The sequence below is a fragment of the Pseudomonas persica genome (genome assembly GCF_900291015.1).
Taxonomy (GTDB): Bacteria; Pseudomonadota; Gammaproteobacteria; order Pseudomonadales; family Pseudomonadaceae; genus Aquipseudomonas.
This window is the reverse complement of the sequence record NZ_OLKL01000008.1, coordinates 153,760-170,120: the sequence shown is the minus strand read 5'-3', so window position 1 is coordinate 170,120 and position 16,361 is coordinate 153,760. Positions and strand designations below refer to the sequence as shown.

Sequence of the window (16,361 nt, the reverse complement as noted above, 5' to 3'; positions counted from 1 at the left end):
AGTACAGCGAGAAACTCGTTTGACTTCAAACACTTGACTCGCTGCGATCTCTCGTAGCGGGAGGCGAATCATACAGCACTTAGAAGCGCTGTCAACCATCATCTCAACCGCTGGCGATCAGTCGATCGTAGCGCTTCCGGCTTCTTCTGAACTACTTAACTCATTGAATTTCAAGGAGTTTGTCGTTCCGATGTCGCTGGAAGTGGGGCGCATTATAAGGGGATTCGAAAGGCCGTCAACCGTTAATTTCAAGAAAGTGAAATATAAGGGCAAAAGACCGCATCAGGGCCACCAGGTGCTCGTCAGAAGAGCAAAGGCAGGCACCTTCCACAGCCAACACCATCTCAAGACAGGCCCATAGCCGGCCTGACGCATCCAACAACCAAAAGCCAAAAACAAAACCCCAAAAACAAAGCGGGGAGGCCTACCGGCCTCCCCGCTTCTGCTTCATCCCTTACAAGCTAGGGAAGGCAAACTGCGAAGCCTCATGGCTGGCCCGCTGCGGCCAACGCTGGGTGATCGCCTTGCGACGGGTATAGAAGCGCACCCCATCCGGGCCATAGGCATGCAGGTCACCGAACAGCGAGCGCTTCCAGCCACCAAAGCTGTGGTAGGCCACCGGCACCGGCAGCGGTACGTTCACACCGACCATGCCCACTTCGATCTCGTCGCAGAACAGGCGCGCCGCTTCACCGTCACGGGTGAAGATGCAGGTGCCGTTGCCATACTCGTGATCGTTGATCAGTTGCATGGCTTGCTCCAGGCTGTTCACACGCACTACACACAGCACCGGGCCGAAGATCTCTTCCTTATAGATACGCATCTCCGGGGTCACCTTGTCGAACAGAGTACCACCCACGAAGTAGCCATCCTCGTTACCAGCCACACGGAAGCCACGGCCATCCACCACCAGCCTGGCGCCAGCAGCAACACCGTCATCGATGTAACCCACTACCTTGTCTCGGGCAGCCGCAGTCACCAATGGGCCCATGTCCAGGCCACACGAGGTGCCGGCCCCAATCTTCAGTGCCTTGATCTGCGGTTCCAACTTGGCAATCAGGGCATCGGCCACCTGATCCCCCACGCACACTGCCACCGAAATGGCCATGCAACGCTCGCCGCACGAACCATAGGCCGCGCCCATCAGTGCGCTGACGGCGTTGTCCAGGTCGGCATCCGGCATCAGCACCGCGTGGTTCTTCGCCCCCCCCAGGGCCTGTACGCGCTTGCCGCGCTTGGTGCCTTCAGCGTAGATGTACTCGGCGATCGGCGTCGAACCGACGAAGCTCAGGGCCTTCACTTCCGGTGCTTCGATCAACGCATCCACCGCTTCCTTGTCGCCGTGCACGACGTTGAGGATGCCCTTCGGCAGACCGGCTTCCAGCAGCAGCTGGGCGATGAACAGGGTCGAGCTCGGGTCGCGCTCGGAAGGCTTGAGGATGAAGGCGTTACCGCAGGCGATGGCCAGTGGGTACATCCACAGTGGCACCATGGCCGGGAAGTTGAACGGGGTGATACCGGCAACCACGCCCAGCGGCTGGAAGTCGGACCAGGCATCGATGTTCGGGCCGACATTGCGGCTGTACTCGCCCTTCAGCACTTCTGGCGCGGCGCAGGCGAACTCGACGTTCTCGATGCCACGCTTCAGCTCGCCGGCGGCATCTTCCAGGGTCTTGCCGTGCTCTTCGCTGATCATCTGCGAGATACGCGCTTCATTCTGCTCCAGCAGTTGCTTGAAGCGGAACATCACCTGGGCGCGCTTGGCCGGTGGGGTGTTGCGCCAGGCCGGGAAGGCTGCCTTGGCCGAGTCGATCGCTTCCTGCACGGTCGCGCGGCTGGCCAGCTCGACCTTGCGCACGGCCTGGCCGGTGGACGGGTTGAAAACATCGGCGGTGCGCTCACCCTTGGTAACCAGTTCGCCGTGGATCAGGTGCTGAACAATGCTCATGCAAAACTCCAGATAAAGAAGGTAGAGGCAGACGCGCGATGGGTTCACGCGCCTGGCATCAGAATCAGAACGATCAGTCGATCAGGTTCAGGGTTTCGCCCACAGCGTCGAACAGGCGGTCCAGTTCCTGCGGCGTGGTGTTGAAGGTTGGGCCGAACTGCAAGGTGTCGCCACCGAAGCGGACATAGAAGCCAGCCTTCCACAGTTTCATCGCCGCTTCGTATGGACGCACGATGGCATCACCATCGCGGGCAGCGATCTGGATCGCGCCGGCCAGGCCGTAGTTGCGGATGTCGACGATGTTCTTGGTGCCCTTCACGCCATGCAGCAGCTTCTCGAAGTGCGGCGCCAGCTCGGCGGCGGCCTGCACCAGGTTTTCCTTCTGCAGCAGGTCCAGCGCGGCGATACCGGCGGCACAGGCTACCGGGTGGGCCGAATAGGTGTAGCCGTGCGGGAATTCCACGGCGTACTCCGGGGTCGGCTGGTTCATGAAGGTCTGGTAGATCTCGCTGCTGGCGATCACCGCACCCATCGGGATGGCGCCGTTGGTCACCTGCTTGGCGATGCACATCAGGTCCGGGGTCACGCCGAAGGCTTCGGAGCCAGTCATCGCGCCCATACGGCCGAAGCCGGTGATTACTTCGTCGAAGATCAGCAGGATGTTGTGCTGGGTGCAGATTTCACGCAGGCGCTTCAGGTAACCCTTCGGCGGCGGCAGTACACCAGCCGAGCCCGCCAGCGGCTCAACGATCACGGCAGCGATGTTGGAGGCGTCGTGCAGCTCGATCAGCTTGAGCATTTCGTCGGCCAGGGCGATACCGCCCTCTTCCGGCATGCCCTTGGAGAAGGCATTCACCGGCAGCACGGTGTGAGGCAGGTGGTCGACATCCAGCAGTTGACCGAACAGCTTGCGGTTACCGTTGACGCCCCCCAGGCTGGTGCCGGCGATGTTCACACCGTGGTAGCCACGGGCACGGCCGATGATCTTGGTCTTGGTCGCCTGGCCTTTCAGGCGCCAGTACGCACGCACCATCTTCAGCGCGGTGTCGGCACACTCGGAACCGGAGTTGGTATAGAACACATGGTTCAGGTCGCCGGGGGTCAGCTCGGTGATTTTCTCGGCCAACTGGAACGACAGCGGGTGGCCGAACTGGAAGGCCGGAGAGTAGTCCAGGGTGCCGATCTGGCGGCTCACCGCCTCGGTGATTTCCTTGCGGGTGTGCCCGGCGCCGCAGGTCCACAAGCCGGACAGGGCATCGAAGATCTTGCGCCCCTGGTCGTCGAACAGGTAGCTGCCTTCGGCCGCCACGATCAAGCGTGGGTCGCGCTGGAAGTTGCGGTTGGCGGTGTAGGGCATCCAGTGGGCATCCAGCTTGAGCTGGCTGGCGATACCGGTGGAGGCGGTTTCGGGCATGTTCATCGGCGGTTCCTCGGAAGACGATTAGGCAACGATGGATGTTGTTGCAGCTAAATTGGCACGGCGATAAAGTCTGAAAAAGCCAACATTTCTAATCTTCAGACAGGCCCTGACTAAACTAATGAGCCGACGCCCCGATCCCCTCGCCCAAGTCAGCGATTTCGACATCCGCCTGCTGAAGATCTACCGCAGCGTAGTCGAGTGCGGCGGCTTCTCGGCCGCCGAAAACGTGCTGGGCATTGGCCGCTCGGCCATCAGCCAGCAGATGAACGACCTCGAGCAACGCCTCGGTCTGCGCCTGTGCCAACGCGGCCGCGCCGGGTTCTCACTGACAGAAGAAGGCCGTGAGGTCTACCACTCGGCCCTGCAACTGCTCAGTGCCCTGGAAAGCTTCCGCACCGAGGTCAACGGCCTGCACCAGCATTTGCGTGGCGAGCTGAACATTGGCTTGACCGACAACCTGGTGACCCTGCCGCACATGCGCATTACCCATGCCCTGGCCGAACTCAAGGACCGCGGCCCCGACGTGCGCATCCAGATCCGCATGATCTCACCCAGCCAGGTCGAGCATGGCGTGCTCGACGGCAGCCTGCACGTCGGTGTGGTGCCGCAGACAAGCCCGCTGTCGGGCCTCGAGTACCAGCCGCTGTACAGCGAGCGCTCACTGCTGTACTGCGCGGTCGGCCACCCGCTGTTCTATGCCGACGACCAGCAGATCGATGACCACCGCCTCAACAGCCAGGAAGCCATCACCCCCACCTTCCGCCTGCCGGCGGAAATCCAGGCGCATTACCAGGCGCTGAACTGCACTGCCAGTGCTTCGGACCGTGAAGGCATGGCGTTTCTCATCCTTACCGGGCGCTACATCGGCTACCTGCCAGACCACTACGCCACGTTCTGGGTGCAGCAAGGCCGCTTGCGTGCCCTCAAGCCCCGGCAACGCTTCTATGACCTGAGCCTCAGCTGGGTAACGCGCAAGGGCCGGCGGCCGAACCTGGTGCTGGAAAGCTTCCTCGAAAGCCTGGCTGCGACACGCTGATGCCAGTCTGTGCCGCAAACGCTTGTCACTTCGGCACAGGCAGGTAATCTTGTCCGACAGCCGCAGCCACTGACCCGTACGGAATCGTCCATGACCCTAGAAGTCCCTGCGCATCGCCTCTCCGCCTCGGGCAAGCCCGCGGGCCGCATCCGCCAAAAGAACGAACAGGCCATTATCCAGGCCGCCGAAGACGAGTTTGCCCGCCATGGTTTCAAGGGCACCAGCATGAACACCATCGCCCTCAAGGCAGGGTTGCCCAAAGCCAACCTGCATTACTACTTCACCAACAAGCTGGGCCTGTACATTGCCGTGCTCAGCAACATCATCGAGCTGTGGGACAGCACCTTCAACGCCTTGAGCGTCGAGGACGACCCGGGCGAAGCCCTGAGCCAGTACATTCGCACCAAGATGGAGTTCTCCCGGCGCAACCCGCAAGCCTCGCGGATTTTCGCCATGGAAGTGATCAGCGGCGGCACCTGCCTGACCGAATACTTCAGTGCCGACTACCGCGAATGGTTCCGGGGCCGGGCCGCGGTGTTCCAGGCCTGGATCGAAGCCGGCAAGATGGACCCGGTCGACCCGGTGCACCTGATCTTCCTGCTGTGGGGCAGCACCCAGCACTACGCCGACTTCGCCACCCAGATCTGCCAGGTCACCGGCCGCAGCCGCCTGACCAAGCAGGACATGGAAGACGCGAGCAACAACCTTATCCACATCATCCTGAAAGGCTGCGGCATCAAGCCGGCTGCCTGACCGTCATTTATGCCTTCTACCCTGCTCGACCTCTGCGAATATCGCGAGGAAATCCGCAAAAGCCGCTTCATCACCCTCGCCGGGCCAATCAGCAGTGCCGCCGAAGCGATGAGTTTCATCGAACGCCATAGCGACCTGGCCGCTACCCATAACTGCTGGGCCTGGAAGCTCGGTGCCCAGTACCGCAGCAGCGATGACGGCGAACCTGGCGGTACCGCGGGGCGGCCGATCCTGGCGGCCATCGAAGCGCAGGACTGCGACCAGGTGGTGGTGCTGGTGATTCGCTGGTACGGCGGCATCCAGCTGGGCACCGGTGGCCTGGCCAGGGCCTATGGCGGCGGCGCCAACAAGTGCCTGCAACAGGCACCCAAACGGCTGCTGGTACAGCGCAGCGAATTCTCCTGCAGTTGCAGTTTCAGCGAACTGGCGCTGGTGAAGTTGCGCCTGGCGGAGGCTGACGGCCTGGTCCTGGATGAGCAGTTCACCGCCAATGGCGTGGACCTGCTGATTGCACTCGGTGACGCCCACCTGGCGCCACTGCAGCAGCAGTTGGCCGACTTGAGCCGTGGGCGCATTCTGCTCGAAGCGCGCTGAACATTGCCCACAACAACTGTGGGCCGGCCTGTGGATAAGCTTGGGGCACTCGCTTGCAGGCTACTGTTTTCAAGGCCCGCAAGGCTTTGATCATATTTTGATCACTGTTTGATGACAGCCGCAAACTGCTGAATGCTCAGGAGTTATCCCCAGCACGAGGCCACAAGCGCCAGACTGCTGCCCCTCAGCTTGCACACAATAACTGTGGAACAGCCTGTGGATAACCCGTGCGCCAACAGGCCAGGCGCCAGGCCGCGCAAGGCCCTGGCGCGGCTGATCATTTTTTATCCAACCGCTTGGCAAGGCGGTCAGCGCCACTGTGCATTATCCTCAATACCTTTCTTTGCAAACCGATCACGGAGCGCGTCCTCATGGCTAACGCAAAAACCGCACTTATCATCGGCGCCTCGCGCGGGCTGGGCCTGGGCCTGGTGCACCGCCTGCACGAAGACGGCTGGAGCATCACCGCCACCGTGCGCAACCCGCAGCAGCCCGGCGCCCTGGCGGATGTGCCCGGCGTGCGCATCGAGCAGCTGGAAATGAACGACACGGCCCAACTCGATGGCCTGAAGCAACGCTTGCAAGCCCAAGTGTTCGACCTGGTGTTCATCAACGCCGGCGTCATGGGCCCCCTGCCGCAAGACCTGGAGACGGTGCAAAACAAGGACATCGGCGACCTGTTCATGACCAACGCCGTGGCACCCATCCGCGTGGCTCGCCGCCTGGTCGGCCAAGTACGCGAAGGCAGCGGCGTGCTGGCCTTCATGAGCTCGATCCTGGGCAGCGTGAGCATCCCCGATGGCGGCGAAATCTGCCTGTACAAGGCCAGCAAGGCGGCCCTGAACTCGATGATCAACAGCTTCGTCGTCGAGCAACAACGTCCCGACTTGTGCGTGCTGGCCATGCACCCGGGCTGGGTGAAAACCGACATGGGCGGCGAAAACGCCGAGATCGACGTGCTGACCAGCACCCGCGGCATGCTCGAACAGATCAAGGCGCAAAGCACCAACGGCGGCCTGCGCTTCATCAACTACAAGGGCGAACCCTTGGTCTGGTGATTCACCTGGTCGCAGCCTGGCCGGGCGCATTGCCCGGCCAGCCTCTGTAGAATGGCGGCAACCGTACCTGATCGAGATGACCCACTATGTATGACTGGTTGAACGCCCTGCCCAAGGCCGAGCTGCACCTGCATCTGGAAGGCTCGCTGGAACCCGAGCTGCTGTTCGCCCTGGCCGAGCGCAACAGGATCGCCCTGCCCTGGGCCGATGTGGAGACCTTGCGCGGGGCCTATGCCTTCAACAACCTGCAGGAGTTTCTCGACCTGTATTACCAGGGCGCCGACGTGTTGCGCACCGAGCAGGACTTCTACGACCTGACCTGGGCCTACCTGCAACGCTGCAAGGCGCAGAACGTGATCCACAGCGAACCGTTCTTCGACCCACAGACCCACACCGACCGCGGTATCCCCTTCGAAGTGGTGCTCAATGGCATCAACCAGGCGCTCAAGGACGGTCGCGAGCAACTGGGCATCAGCAGTGGCCTGATCCTCAGCTTCCTGCGCCACCTCAGCGAAGATGAAGCACAGAAAACCCTCGACCAGGCCCTGCCGTTCCGCGATGCGTTCATCGCCGTTGGCCTGGACAGCTCGGAAATGGGCCACCCACCGAGCAAGTTCCAGCGTGTGTTCGACCGCGCCCGCAGCGAAGGCTTGGTCGCCGTTGCCCATGCCGGCGAGGAAGGCCCGCCCGAGTACATCTGGGAAGCCCTGGACCTGCTGAAGGTCAAGCGTATCGACCACGGTGTGCGCGCCATCGAGGACGAGCGCCTGATGCAGCGCCTCATCGACGAGCAGATCCCGCTCACGGTGTGCCCGCTGTCCAATACCAAGCTCTGCGTGTTCGACCACATGAGCCAGCACAACATCCTCGACATGCTCGAGCGTGGCGTGAAGGTCACGGTCAATTCGGACGATCCGGCCTACTTCGGTGGCTACGTCACCGAGAACTTCCACGCCCTGTACACCCACCTGGGCATGACCGAAGACCAGGCCCGTCGCCTGGCCCAGAACAGCCTGGATGCCCGGCTGGTCTGAATGACATGACGGCGACATGACGGTGTCGCGGTCAACCGACCTGCCACGTGGGCACGCGGGCAATGCGATTGATCTGCTGGATACCCAGCGCAGAGATATGCAATGCCCGCGAGTCCTCGGCCTCGCGCATCCAGCCAGACTGCAGGAACAGCCGGAACAAGGCCTGACCCAACACGCCGCCCAGGTGCGGCGCCTGATCGTTCCACTCGGTGCAGCGGCAGATCACACAGCCACGTTGCTGATGCGGCGCCAAGGCATCGATGTAGACCCCGACCAAAGCCAACTGCGCCCGCCCCTCCTCGCTCACCATCAACTGTCGACCACTACCCTCCAGCCAGCCGGCCACCACCAGACGGTGATACAGCTCACCGGCCAGTTCCCCGCCCAGGTGATCGCCACAGCGACGCGCCCGGCGTATCGACATGGGCAGCGGTGATACCGGGGCCTTGGTCCGCGCCTCCCTGGCGCTCCCCAGCTGGACACTGGCCAGGGCCTCTACCGCCGCCCCGACTTGCGGGGTGGCCAGGCGGAAATAGCGCTTGCGGCCCCGCGCTTCGTGCCGGAGCAAACCGGCCGACGACAACAACGAAAGGTGAGCGCAGGCCGACGACGCGGTCAGGCCGGTCATTACCGCGAGCTCGTTGGCCAGCCGCGGCGTGCCATCGATCAATGCCCACAACATGGCACTGCGCTTGGGGTCGGCCATCAGGCTGGCAATCTGGCTGATACTGCTGGCTGCGTTCATGTCCCTGTAACTCCCTGCAAGTTCACTGTGTGGATGCGATGGCCACCCCTGGCAGGGAAGCGCCTCTCGCTGGCACTGGCCTGGCTCGCCAGTATAAGCCGCAAAAAACGCCATTCAGGCAGCCCCGCGCAGTGGCACCGCAGGCAAAAAACCACTGGGTATGCCTACCCATGGCAAGCAGTGAAACAGTGCGTGAAACCTGCCCGGACCGCATGGGCAAGCAGCCGGGCACACCCTGGCAGGAGCACGGGAACGACAGGCGGAAAAAACACCGAATGCAACTTCGGACGCGGCCGACAACTAATGTCTACAAATAGCGCAAGCCAAAGCGAAGGTTCCATGTGCTTGCGAGCATTGCGGCCAAGCAGGAAAAAACGCGTAGAACATGCTCCCGCCGACCGTCAGTCAGGACACAGATGCAGGTCATGGCAGGCAGAAGGGGCAGCGCTACACTTCATCCGCTCCCCCTTCAGAGGTATGCCGCGATGAAAATTGTCGTCAGTGCGTCGAGCCGAAACCCCGCCTGCCCCTGGCAGGTTCAGCTCGATCAACACGTGGTCAGTTTCCGCAGTGAGGCCGAGGCGCGTGCCTTCGTCGCCACCCTGGAAACCCGCCTGCAGGCGCCTCACCCGCTTATGCGGCAACCTTCGCCGGCAGGCGTCGGGTCAGCAGCGCGACACTGACCACCAGTGCCCCGCACAGGCTGATCACCAGCGCCATCGGCACCGCACTGCCATCATGCAGCAGCCCGACCAGCGCCGCTGCGCCGGCGGCGACGCTGAACTGCAGGCAGCCCATCAGCGCCGAGGCACTGCCAGCCCGCGTACCCTGCCCGCTCATGGCACAGGCAGAGGCGTTGGGGATGATGCAGCCGAGGCTGGAGATGCAGACAAACAGCGGTACCAGCAATGGCCACAGTTGTGTTGGCCGCAGTGCCGCCATGCCCAGCAACGCCAGGCCCGCAGCCAGGTACAGCCACACCGCACGCGCCAGCAGGAACGCCGGCCCACGCCTGGCCAGCAGGCGCGCATTCACCTGTGCCACCAGGATAAAGCCGGCAGCATTGGTGCCGAACAACCAGCCGTAATGCTCGGCCGGCACGCCGTAGAGCTTGATGAACACGAAAGGTGAACCGGCGATGTAGGCAAACATGCCGGCAATGGCGATACCGCCAGTCAAGGCATGGCCGACGAACACCCGGTCAGCGAGCAGGCGCAAGTACTGGCGCAAGGCGCCAGACAGCGGTTGCCGCGGTATGTGCTCGGGCAGGCTTTCCGGCAGGCCCAGGCTGACCGCCAGCAGACAACCGGCACTGAACAGGCTCAGGGCGAGGAAGATCGATTGCCAGCCGGCCAGGTTCACCAGCACCCCGCCCAGCATCGGCGCCAGGATCGGCGCCAGGCCCATGACCAGCATCAGTTGCGAGAACACCTTGGCCGATGCCACCGGGTCGCACTTGTCACTGACAATGGCCCGCGACAGCACCATCCCGGCGCAACCGCCCAGCGCCTGAACGAAACGCGCCAGCACCAAGGTGTCGAGGTTGGGGGCATAGGCACAGGCCAGTGACGCCAGGGTGAACAGGGTCACCCCGAACATCAGCGGCTTGCGTCGGCCAAAGCGGTCAGCCACCGGCCCGTAGGCCAGTTGCCCGATGGACAGGCCAAGGAAGTAGGCGGCCAAGGTGGCCTGGACGTGTTTTTCATCGGTGGCGAACGCCTGCGCCATGGCCGGGAAGGCGGGCAGGTAGAAGTCGATCGCCAAGGGCCCGAACGCACTGAGTGCGCCCAGGATGAGCACCATTCGCAGGTTCATCAGGAATCCATAGCAGGCTAAGCAAATGCTTGATTCTACCTGCTACGGCCCCCTTCAGTACGAAAACATTTGCAACAAACTGCCCCCTGTGGGAGCGGCCTTGTGTCGCGAAAGGGGTGCGAAGCGCCCCCAGGATTTGTGCATCACAGCTGATATTGCTGGGGCCGCTTTGCGGCCCATCGCGACACAAGGCCGCTCCCACAGAGGTTAAGCACAGGCCCAGGTGTTCAGGCAAATTCGGCTTGATAACCTTCATCGCGAATGGCCGTGAGGATCTGCTCCTGCGCCAGCTCACTCTGCACCCGTACCTGCCGAGCCGCCAGGTCGACCTCCACCTTGGCCGCGGCGTCCTGCTCCTGCACCGCCCGGGTCACGGCTTTTACGCAATGGCCACAGGTCATACCTTGTACATTGAACACTTGCATGGGGTTACCTCCTTCAGCTTTTCCACGAGTCTCAAGCTTGCCATCGGGGCAAGGTCAAGACCTGCCAGCAACAGCCGGGGTGGAAATCCGCGCGCGCGTCGGCCAAGCTGCGCCTTTGATGATCAGGCAAGCAGGAGATTTTTCATGTTCAGGGCAGCATTGGCCGTCGTCGGGCTATTGAGCACGCTGGCTGCAGTGCCACCGGCCAGCGCCGAGGGCAACTCGGACTACAGCGTGCTGATCATTTCCCGGGAGCGCCTGGAAGTGGCCACCAATTGCGAAATCGGCATCTACCTCAACGACCAGCTCTCCGGGCGCGTGTTCCAGGAGCAGTCCACCTCGTTCAACCTGCCGCCTGGCCCGGTAGACGTGCGCCTGCGCCTGCTGCCCGGGCAAATGCCGGGCTGCGCCGCGGGTGTCGAGGACCAGCGCAGCACACGATTGAACCTGCAGGCGGGCCAGATCAACAAATACCGCATCGCCATGGGGCACTATGGGCTGGAGTTGAAGCGCGCCGGCCTGGGCTATTGACCTTACCTGTGTGGCAAGGTTGATGCTGGAGGCCTGTCCAAGGAGGAGAGCCATGCCCGCATCCACCACGTACGACCTGCCGATCTCCGGCATGACCTGTGCCAGCTGTGCTGGCCGGGTCGAGCGCGCCCTGCGCAAGGTCACCGGCGCTGAACAGGTCAGCGTCAACCTCGCCACTGAACAGGCCCGGGTCCAGGCCCCGGCCAACAGCCTGCCCGCCCTGGTCGACGCCGTACGCGAAGCCGGCTACGGCGTGCCCACCCGTACCGTCGAACTGCAGATTGGCGGCATGACCTGCGCCAGTTGCGTCGGCCGCGTAGAGCGCGCCCTCGGCAAGCTGCCGGGGATTGAGCAGGTCAGCGTCAACCTGGCCAGCGAACGCGCGCACCTCGAAGTGCTCGCGGCCATCGACGACAACCTGCTGATCGACGCCGTGCAAAAGGCCGGCTACAGCGCCAGCCTGCCGCAAGCCGCCAAGGACGACCAGCCTGCGGCCCAACGCCGCCTGCGCAACGAACGCCTGGCGGTCGGTGCCGCGTTGCTGCTCGCCCTACCGCTGGTGGTGCCAATGGTAGTGCAACCGTTCGGCCTGCACTGGATGTTGCCAGCGTGGGCGCAGTTCCTGCTGGCCACGCCGGTGCAGTTCATTCTCGGCGCGCGTTTCTACGTGGCCGCCTGGAAAGCCGTGCGCGCCGGTGCCGGCAACATGGACCTGCTGGTGGCCCTGGGCACCAGCGCCGGCTACGGCTTGAGCCTCTACCAGTGGGCGCAGGCGCCCTCCGGCATGGCCCCGCACCTGTACTTCGAAGCCTCGGCGGTGGTGATTGCCCTGGTACTGCTGGGCAAGTACCTGGAAAGCCGCGCCAAGCGCCAGACCGCCAGCGCCATCCGTGCCCTCGAAGCCCTGCGCCCGGAACGTGCCGTGCGCCTGGTCGATGGCCAGGAAGAAGACGTGGCCATTGCCCACCTGCGCCTCGGCGACCTGGTACTGGTCAAACCCGGTGAGCGCTTCCCGGTCGATGGCGTGGTCGAAGACGGTAGCAGCCATGCCGATGAAGCCCTGATCAGCGGCGAGAGCCTGCCGGTGCCCAAGCAACCCGGGGACAGCGTCACCGGTGGCGCCATCAATGGCGAAGGCCGGCTGCTGGTACGTACCCGGGCACTGGGTAGCGAAACCGTGCTGGCACGCATCATCCGCCTGGTGGAAGACGCCCAGGCGGCCAAGGCGCCGATCCAGAAGCTGGTCGACCGGGTCAGCCAGGTATTTGTCCCGGCCGTGCTGGTACTGGCGCTAATCACCCTGCTCGGCTGGTGGTTGGCCGGCGCACCGCTGGAAACCGCGCTGATCAACGCCGTCGCCGTGCTGGTCATCGCCTGCCCCTGCGCCCTCGGCCTGGCCACACCCACAGCGATCATGGCCGGCACCGGGGTGGCCGCCCGCCATGGCATCCTGATCAAGGACGCCGAAGCCCTGGAGCGAGCCCATGCGGTCAACCGCGTGGTGTTCGACAAGACCGGCACCCTCACCTCCGGCAGCCCACGCGTTGTCCACAGCCAGACACAGGTAGGCAGCAGCGCCGACCTGCACCGCCTGGCCGGTGCCCTGCAGCGCGGCAGCGAACACCCGCTGGCCAAGGCGGTACTGGCTGCCTGTGCCGAACAGGGCCTGGACGTGCCTGGCGTTGCCGACAGCCAGTCGCTGACCGGGCGTGGTATCGCCGGGCGCGTGGAAGGCCGCGAACTGGCCTTGGGCAACCGCCGCCTGCTCGACGAAAGCGCCCTGCCACCCGGTGACCTGGCCGCCAAGGCCCAGGCCTGGGAAGCCGAGGGGCGCACCCTGTCATGGCTGATCGAACGCGGCGCGCAGCCGCGCGTGCTGGGCCTGTTCGCCTTTGGTGACAGCCTCAAGCCCGGCGCCGCGCAGGCGATCGATGCCCTGCACGCGCAACATATCAGCAGCCACCTGCTGACCGGTGACAACCGCGGCAGCGCCAAAGTGGTGGCCGACGCCCTGGGCATCGACGACGTGCATGCCGAAGTGCTACCGGCCGACAAGGCCGCGACCGTGGCCGCACTCAAGCAGGATGGCGTAGTCGCCATGGTCGGTGATGGCATCAACGATGCTCCGGCGCTGGCCGCCGCCGATATCGGCATTGCCATGGGTGGCGGTACCGATGTGGCCATGCAGGCCGCCGGCATCACCCTGATGCGCGGCGACCCACGCCTGGTACCGGCCGCCCTGGAGATCAGCCGCAAGACCTATGCAAAGATCCGCCAAAACCTGTTCTGGGCGTTCATCTACAACCTGATCGGCATCCCGTTGGCCGCGCTGGGTTACCTCAACCCGGTACTGGCCGGCGCCGCCATGGCCCTATCCAGCGTCAGCGTGGTGAGCAACGCGCTGTGGCTCAAGGCCTGGAAACCCACCAGCAGCACCCAGGAGGCCCCATGAACATCGGCCAGGCCGCCCGCCGCAGCGGGCTCAGCACCAAGATGATCCGTTACTACGAATCGATCGGCCTGCTCAAGCCCGCCACGCGCAGCGATAGCGGCTACCGCCTGTACCGGGCGGAAGACTTGCACAGCCTGGCCTTCATCAAGCGCTCCCGCGACCTGGGTTTTTCCCTCGAGGAGGTCGGCAAGCTGCTGACCTTGTGGCAGGACCGTCAACGCGCCAGCGCTGATGTAAAAGCGCTGGCCATGCAGCACATCGATGAACTGAACCGGCGTATCGAAGAGCTGGTGAGCCTGCGCGACACCCTCGGCGAACTGGTCTCGCACTGCCAGGGGGACGAGCGCCCGGACTGCCCGATCCTCAAGGACCTGGCCAATGGCGCTGCAGGCGGCTGCTGTCACTGAGTCGCCCCGCACCCTTTGGTATGCCATATACGTCCAAACACGACCGAATAGTCACCAACTACGACCTTATCCAATAAATACGGGAGTTTTCCTACATTAAACCCGGACGCTGCCGATGCAATTGTTACCTGCCTCGTGTATCGAAAATAAAAAATCCGGGAGCGTCGATGAGCATCAAACAGAAACTGACCTGGGCATTCGCAGTCATCGCCGGCTTGCCCATCGTCCTTGTGGCCACCCTGGTGGTCCTCAACCTGCGTGGCGAAGCCCGCGACGGATTCCTCGATGGCAGCAGCCGGGAAATCCGCCAGGTCAGCAACGCCATGAACATCTTCTTCCAAGGCATCAACCAGAACGTCGAGTACCTGGCTGCGCAGCCGATGGTCGCCGCCACGGGCAGCGAACTGAACAAATACATGAGCGCAGCCCCGTCCTACGAACTGGGCGACCAGGCCAGCAAACTGCTGGAGTTCATGACCCGCCTGGCCACCACGCATCCCAGCTATGCGTACCTGTCCTACGGGGTGAATGACGGTGGTTACGTCGGCTGGCCGGCCGGGCAGAAGTTTGTCAATTACGACCCGCGCAGCCGCCCCTGGTACCAATTGGCCATGGCCAACCCTGGCAAGACCTTGCGTACCGGCGCCTACTACTGGGCTGCCGACGACGCCGTGCTGGTCAGCACCGTGCGCACCGTCGCCAACCAGCTGGGCAACCCTGGTGGCGTGGTCAACGTCGACGTGTCGCTCAAAGGCCTCACCGAGATCGTCCAGCAGATCAAGCTGGGCGAAAGCGGCTACCTGCTGCTGGTGGAAGACAACGGTAACGTCCTGGTCGACCCCCGTGACGCCAAGCATAACTTCAAGCAACTGGCGAGCTTTGGCGACGGGTACGCCGAGCTGGCCAGGCACGGCAAGGGGCTGGCCGAAGTGGAACTCGATGGCGTGCGCTACATGGCCAACATCTACCCGGATGAACAGCTGGGCTGGACCTTGATCGGCCTGATCGAGCAAAGCGAAGTGATGCAGACTACCACCCGCCTGACCTGGCTGATCGGCATCGTGGCCGTGGTGTTGGCTGCGCTGTTCGCCGTGGTCGGTGCCACCTTCGCCAAGCTGATCGTGCGGCCGATCAACAGCGTCACCAGCGGCCTGGAAGATATCGCCCAGGGCGAGGGCGACCTGACCCGTAACCTGGAAATCCGTGGCCGCGACGAAACCGCGCAACTGGCCAACTGGTTCAACCAGTTCCTCGGCGCCATTCGCAGCCTTATCCAGCACATCGGTACTGCCGCCAGCAAGATCCTCAGTACCTCCAGCAGCTCGACCCGGGTTTCCAGCGACATGGCCGAAGCCGCAGGCCGCCAGCGCGAAGCGGTGGACATGGTTTCCACCGCCTTCCACGAAATGGTCGCCACCGCCAACGAAGTGGCACGTTCCTGCAGCCAGGCGGCGCAGTCGGCCGACAGCGGCCAGCAACAGGCGCGCGAAGGCCAGCAGCAGATCGATGCCGCGGTACATAGCGTCGACCGCCTGAGCCAGGAGATCGAGCAGTCGGCGCAGTCGATCCAGCAACTGGAGCGTGACAGCAACGCCATCCAGTCGATCCTCGGCACCATCCGCTCGATTGCCGAACAGACCAACCTGCTGGCGCTCAACGCCGCCATCGAAGCGGCCCGTGCCGGCGAGCAGGGCCGTGGCTTTGCCGTGGTCGCCGACGAAGTGCGGGCGCTGGCCAAGCGTACAGCCGACTCCACCGCCGAAATCGATGGCCTGCTCGGCAACCTGGCCAGCCGCACCGCCGAAGTGGCCGCACAGATGCACGCCAGCCTGGAGGTTTCGCAGCAGTCGGTGAGCCGCATCGGCCTGGCCCGTGACAGCTTCGGGCAGATCCGCGAGTCGGTGGATGTGATCCGTGACATGAACACCCAGATCGCCACGGCGGCCGAGGAACAGCACCAGGTGGCCGAGGATATCAACCGGCACATCAGCCAGATTCACGGCGATGCGCAACTGGTGGCCGAACTGGCCCAGGCGGCGCGGGTGGATTCGGAGAGCCTGGCCGGGTTGTCCAATGAACTGGATGCGCTGGTGCGCAGGTTCCGTACCTGATTGATACATTGCCTGTACCGGCCCTATCGCCG

At 63.6% G+C, this 16,361-nt stretch carries 15 protein-coding genes and 1 pseudogene; 11 read left to right on the top strand and 5 right to left on the bottom strand.

Features of this window, described 5'->3' with window-relative positions:
- Window positions 1-454: 454 nt before the first annotated feature.
- Complete coding sequence (locus tag FQ664_RS03520; RefSeq protein WP_144170423.1) at window positions 455-1,948, bottom strand: CoA-acylating methylmalonate-semialdehyde dehydrogenase; 1,494 nt, start codon at window positions 1,946-1,948, stop codon at window positions 455-457.
- Between the two features lie 73 nt (window positions 1,949-2,021).
- Window positions 2,022-3,368 carry an omega-aminotransferase AptA gene (gene aptA / locus FQ664_RS03515; RefSeq protein WP_144170422.1) on the bottom strand — a complete coding sequence of 449 codons (1,347 nt, stop codon included), beginning with the start codon at window positions 3,366-3,368 and terminating at the stop codon, window positions 2,022-2,024.
- 118 nt (window positions 3,369-3,486) lie between these two features.
- On the opposite strand from aptA, the gene FQ664_RS03510 reads away from it, so the two are divergent.
- The 5 genes from FQ664_RS03510 (at window position 3,487) to FQ664_RS03490 (ending at window position 7,843) form a co-directional block, all read left to right on the top strand.
- Window positions 3,487-4,404 (top strand): LysR family transcriptional regulator, encoded by a 918-nt coding sequence (locus tag FQ664_RS03510; protein ID WP_144170421.1) that lies wholly within the window; start codon window positions 3,487-3,489, stop codon window positions 4,402-4,404.
- Window positions 4,405-4,494: 90 nt separating this feature from the next.
- On the top strand, window positions 4,495-5,157 hold the full coding sequence (locus FQ664_RS03505; protein WP_012270360.1) for a TetR/AcrR family transcriptional regulator: 663 nt from the start codon (window positions 4,495-4,497) through the stop codon (window positions 5,155-5,157).
- Between the two features lie 9 nt (window positions 5,158-5,166).
- The gene (locus FQ664_RS03500; RefSeq protein ID WP_144170420.1) at window positions 5,167-5,751 is read left to right on the top strand and encodes an IMPACT family protein; all 585 of its coding nucleotides are present in this window, start codon (window positions 5,167-5,169) and stop codon (window positions 5,749-5,751) included.
- Window positions 5,752-6,122: 371 nt separating this feature from the next.
- Window positions 6,123-6,809, top strand: coding sequence for an SDR family oxidoreductase (locus FQ664_RS03495; protein WP_144170419.1), 687 nt, complete (start codon window positions 6,123-6,125; stop codon window positions 6,807-6,809).
- 86 nt (window positions 6,810-6,895) lie between these two features.
- Window positions 6,896-7,843, top strand: coding sequence for an adenosine deaminase (locus FQ664_RS03490; RefSeq protein ID WP_144170418.1), 948 nt, complete (start codon window positions 6,896-6,898; stop codon window positions 7,841-7,843).
- A gap of 31 nt (window positions 7,844-7,874) precedes the next feature.
- Here the strand turns inward: FQ664_RS03490 and FQ664_RS03485 are convergent, their stop codons facing one another.
- Entirely contained in the window at window positions 7,875-8,588 is a 714-nt protein-coding gene (locus FQ664_RS03485; protein WP_144170417.1) for an ArsR/SmtB family transcription factor, read from the bottom strand.
- 485 nt (window positions 8,589-9,073) lie between these two features.
- On the opposite strand from FQ664_RS03485, the gene FQ664_RS27715 reads away from it, so the two are divergent.
- On the top strand, window positions 9,074-9,271 hold the full coding sequence (locus FQ664_RS27715; RefSeq protein ID WP_144170416.1) for a hypothetical protein: 198 nt from the start codon (window positions 9,074-9,076) through the stop codon (window positions 9,269-9,271).
- Here the strand turns inward: FQ664_RS27715 and FQ664_RS03475 are convergent.
- Both FQ664_RS03475 and FQ664_RS03470 read right to left on the bottom strand, forming a co-directional pair.
- The gene (locus FQ664_RS03475) at window positions 9,222-10,403 is read right to left on the bottom strand and encodes a multidrug effflux MFS transporter (RefSeq protein WP_144170415.1); all 1,182 of its coding nucleotides are present in this window, start codon (window positions 10,401-10,403) and stop codon (window positions 9,222-9,224) included. The two genes, FQ664_RS27715 and FQ664_RS03475, sit on opposite strands and share 50 nt — an antisense overlap.
- 227 nt (window positions 10,404-10,630) lie before the next feature.
- Window positions 10,631-10,828 (bottom strand): heavy-metal-associated domain-containing protein, encoded by a 198-nt coding sequence (locus FQ664_RS03470; protein ID WP_144170414.1) that lies wholly within the window; start codon window positions 10,826-10,828, stop codon window positions 10,631-10,633.
- Between the two features lie 144 nt (window positions 10,829-10,972).
- Here FQ664_RS03470 and FQ664_RS03465 point away from each other — a divergent pair, with 144 nt between their 5' ends.
- The 5 genes and pseudogenes from FQ664_RS03465 (at window position 10,973) to FQ664_RS28170 (ending at window position 16,329) form a co-directional block, all read left to right on the top strand.
- Entirely contained in the window at window positions 10,973-11,359 is a 387-nt protein-coding gene (locus FQ664_RS03465) for a hypothetical protein (protein WP_144170413.1), read from the top strand.
- 52 nt (window positions 11,360-11,411) lie between these two features.
- Complete coding sequence (locus FQ664_RS03460; RefSeq protein WP_144170412.1) at window positions 11,412-13,811, top strand: heavy metal translocating P-type ATPase; 2,400 nt, start codon at window positions 11,412-11,414, stop codon at window positions 13,809-13,811.
- A complete protein-coding gene (gene cueR, locus FQ664_RS03455; RefSeq protein WP_144170411.1) occupies window positions 13,808-14,218 on the top strand; it encodes a Cu(I)-responsive transcriptional regulator in 411 nt (136 codons plus the stop codon). The genes FQ664_RS03460 and cueR overlap by 4 nt, the downstream gene beginning before the upstream one ends.
- Window positions 14,219-14,385: 167 nt before the next feature.
- A pseudogene (locus FQ664_RS28175) lies at window positions 14,386-15,471 on the top strand (cache domain-containing sensor histidine kinase); the annotation flags it as partial.
- 90 nt (window positions 15,472-15,561) lie between these two features.
- The gene (locus FQ664_RS28170; RefSeq protein ID WP_372239043.1) at window positions 15,562-16,329 is read left to right on the top strand and encodes a methyl-accepting chemotaxis protein; all 768 of its coding nucleotides are present in this window, start codon (window positions 15,562-15,564) and stop codon (window positions 16,327-16,329) included.
- Window positions 16,330-16,361: the final 32 nt, after the last annotated feature.

Excerpts from the sequence above, each read along its gene's own strand:
- FQ664_RS03520 (WP_144170423.1), bottom strand. The coding sequence starts at position 1,948 with ATGAGCATTGTTCAGCACCTGATCCACGGCGAACTGGTTACCAAGGGT.
- aptA (WP_144170422.1), bottom strand. The coding sequence starts at position 3,368 with ATGAACATGCCCGAAACCGCCTCCACCGGTATCGCCAGCCAGCTCAAG.
- FQ664_RS03510 (WP_144170421.1), top strand. The coding sequence starts at position 3,487 with ATGAGCCGACGCCCCGATCCCCTCGCCCAAGTCAGCGATTTCGACATC.
- FQ664_RS03505 (WP_012270360.1), top strand. The coding sequence starts at position 4,495 with ATGACCCTAGAAGTCCCTGCGCATCGCCTCTCCGCCTCGGGCAAGCCC.
- FQ664_RS03500 (WP_144170420.1), top strand. The coding sequence starts at position 5,167 with ATGCCTTCTACCCTGCTCGACCTCTGCGAATATCGCGAGGAAATCCGC.
- FQ664_RS03495 (WP_144170419.1), top strand. The coding sequence starts at position 6,123 with ATGGCTAACGCAAAAACCGCACTTATCATCGGCGCCTCGCGCGGGCTG.
- FQ664_RS03490 (WP_144170418.1), top strand. The coding sequence starts at position 6,896 with ATGTATGACTGGTTGAACGCCCTGCCCAAGGCCGAGCTGCACCTGCAT.
- FQ664_RS03485 (WP_144170417.1), bottom strand. The coding sequence starts at position 8,588 with ATGAACGCAGCCAGCAGTATCAGCCAGATTGCCAGCCTGATGGCCGAC.
- FQ664_RS27715 (WP_144170416.1), top strand. The coding sequence starts at position 9,074 with ATGAAAATTGTCGTCAGTGCGTCGAGCCGAAACCCCGCCTGCCCCTGG.
- FQ664_RS03475 (WP_144170415.1), bottom strand. The coding sequence starts at position 10,403 with ATGAACCTGCGAATGGTGCTCATCCTGGGCGCACTCAGTGCGTTCGGG.
- FQ664_RS03470 (WP_144170414.1), bottom strand. The coding sequence starts at position 10,828 with ATGCAAGTGTTCAATGTACAAGGTATGACCTGTGGCCATTGCGTAAAA.
- FQ664_RS03465 (WP_144170413.1), top strand. The coding sequence starts at position 10,973 with ATGTTCAGGGCAGCATTGGCCGTCGTCGGGCTATTGAGCACGCTGGCT.
- FQ664_RS03460 (WP_144170412.1), top strand. The coding sequence starts at position 11,412 with ATGCCCGCATCCACCACGTACGACCTGCCGATCTCCGGCATGACCTGT.
- cueR (WP_144170411.1), top strand. The coding sequence starts at position 13,808 with ATGAACATCGGCCAGGCCGCCCGCCGCAGCGGGCTCAGCACCAAGATG.
- FQ664_RS28170 (WP_372239043.1), top strand. The coding sequence starts at position 15,562 with ATGGCCGAAGCCGCAGGCCGCCAGCGCGAAGCGGTGGACATGGTTTCC.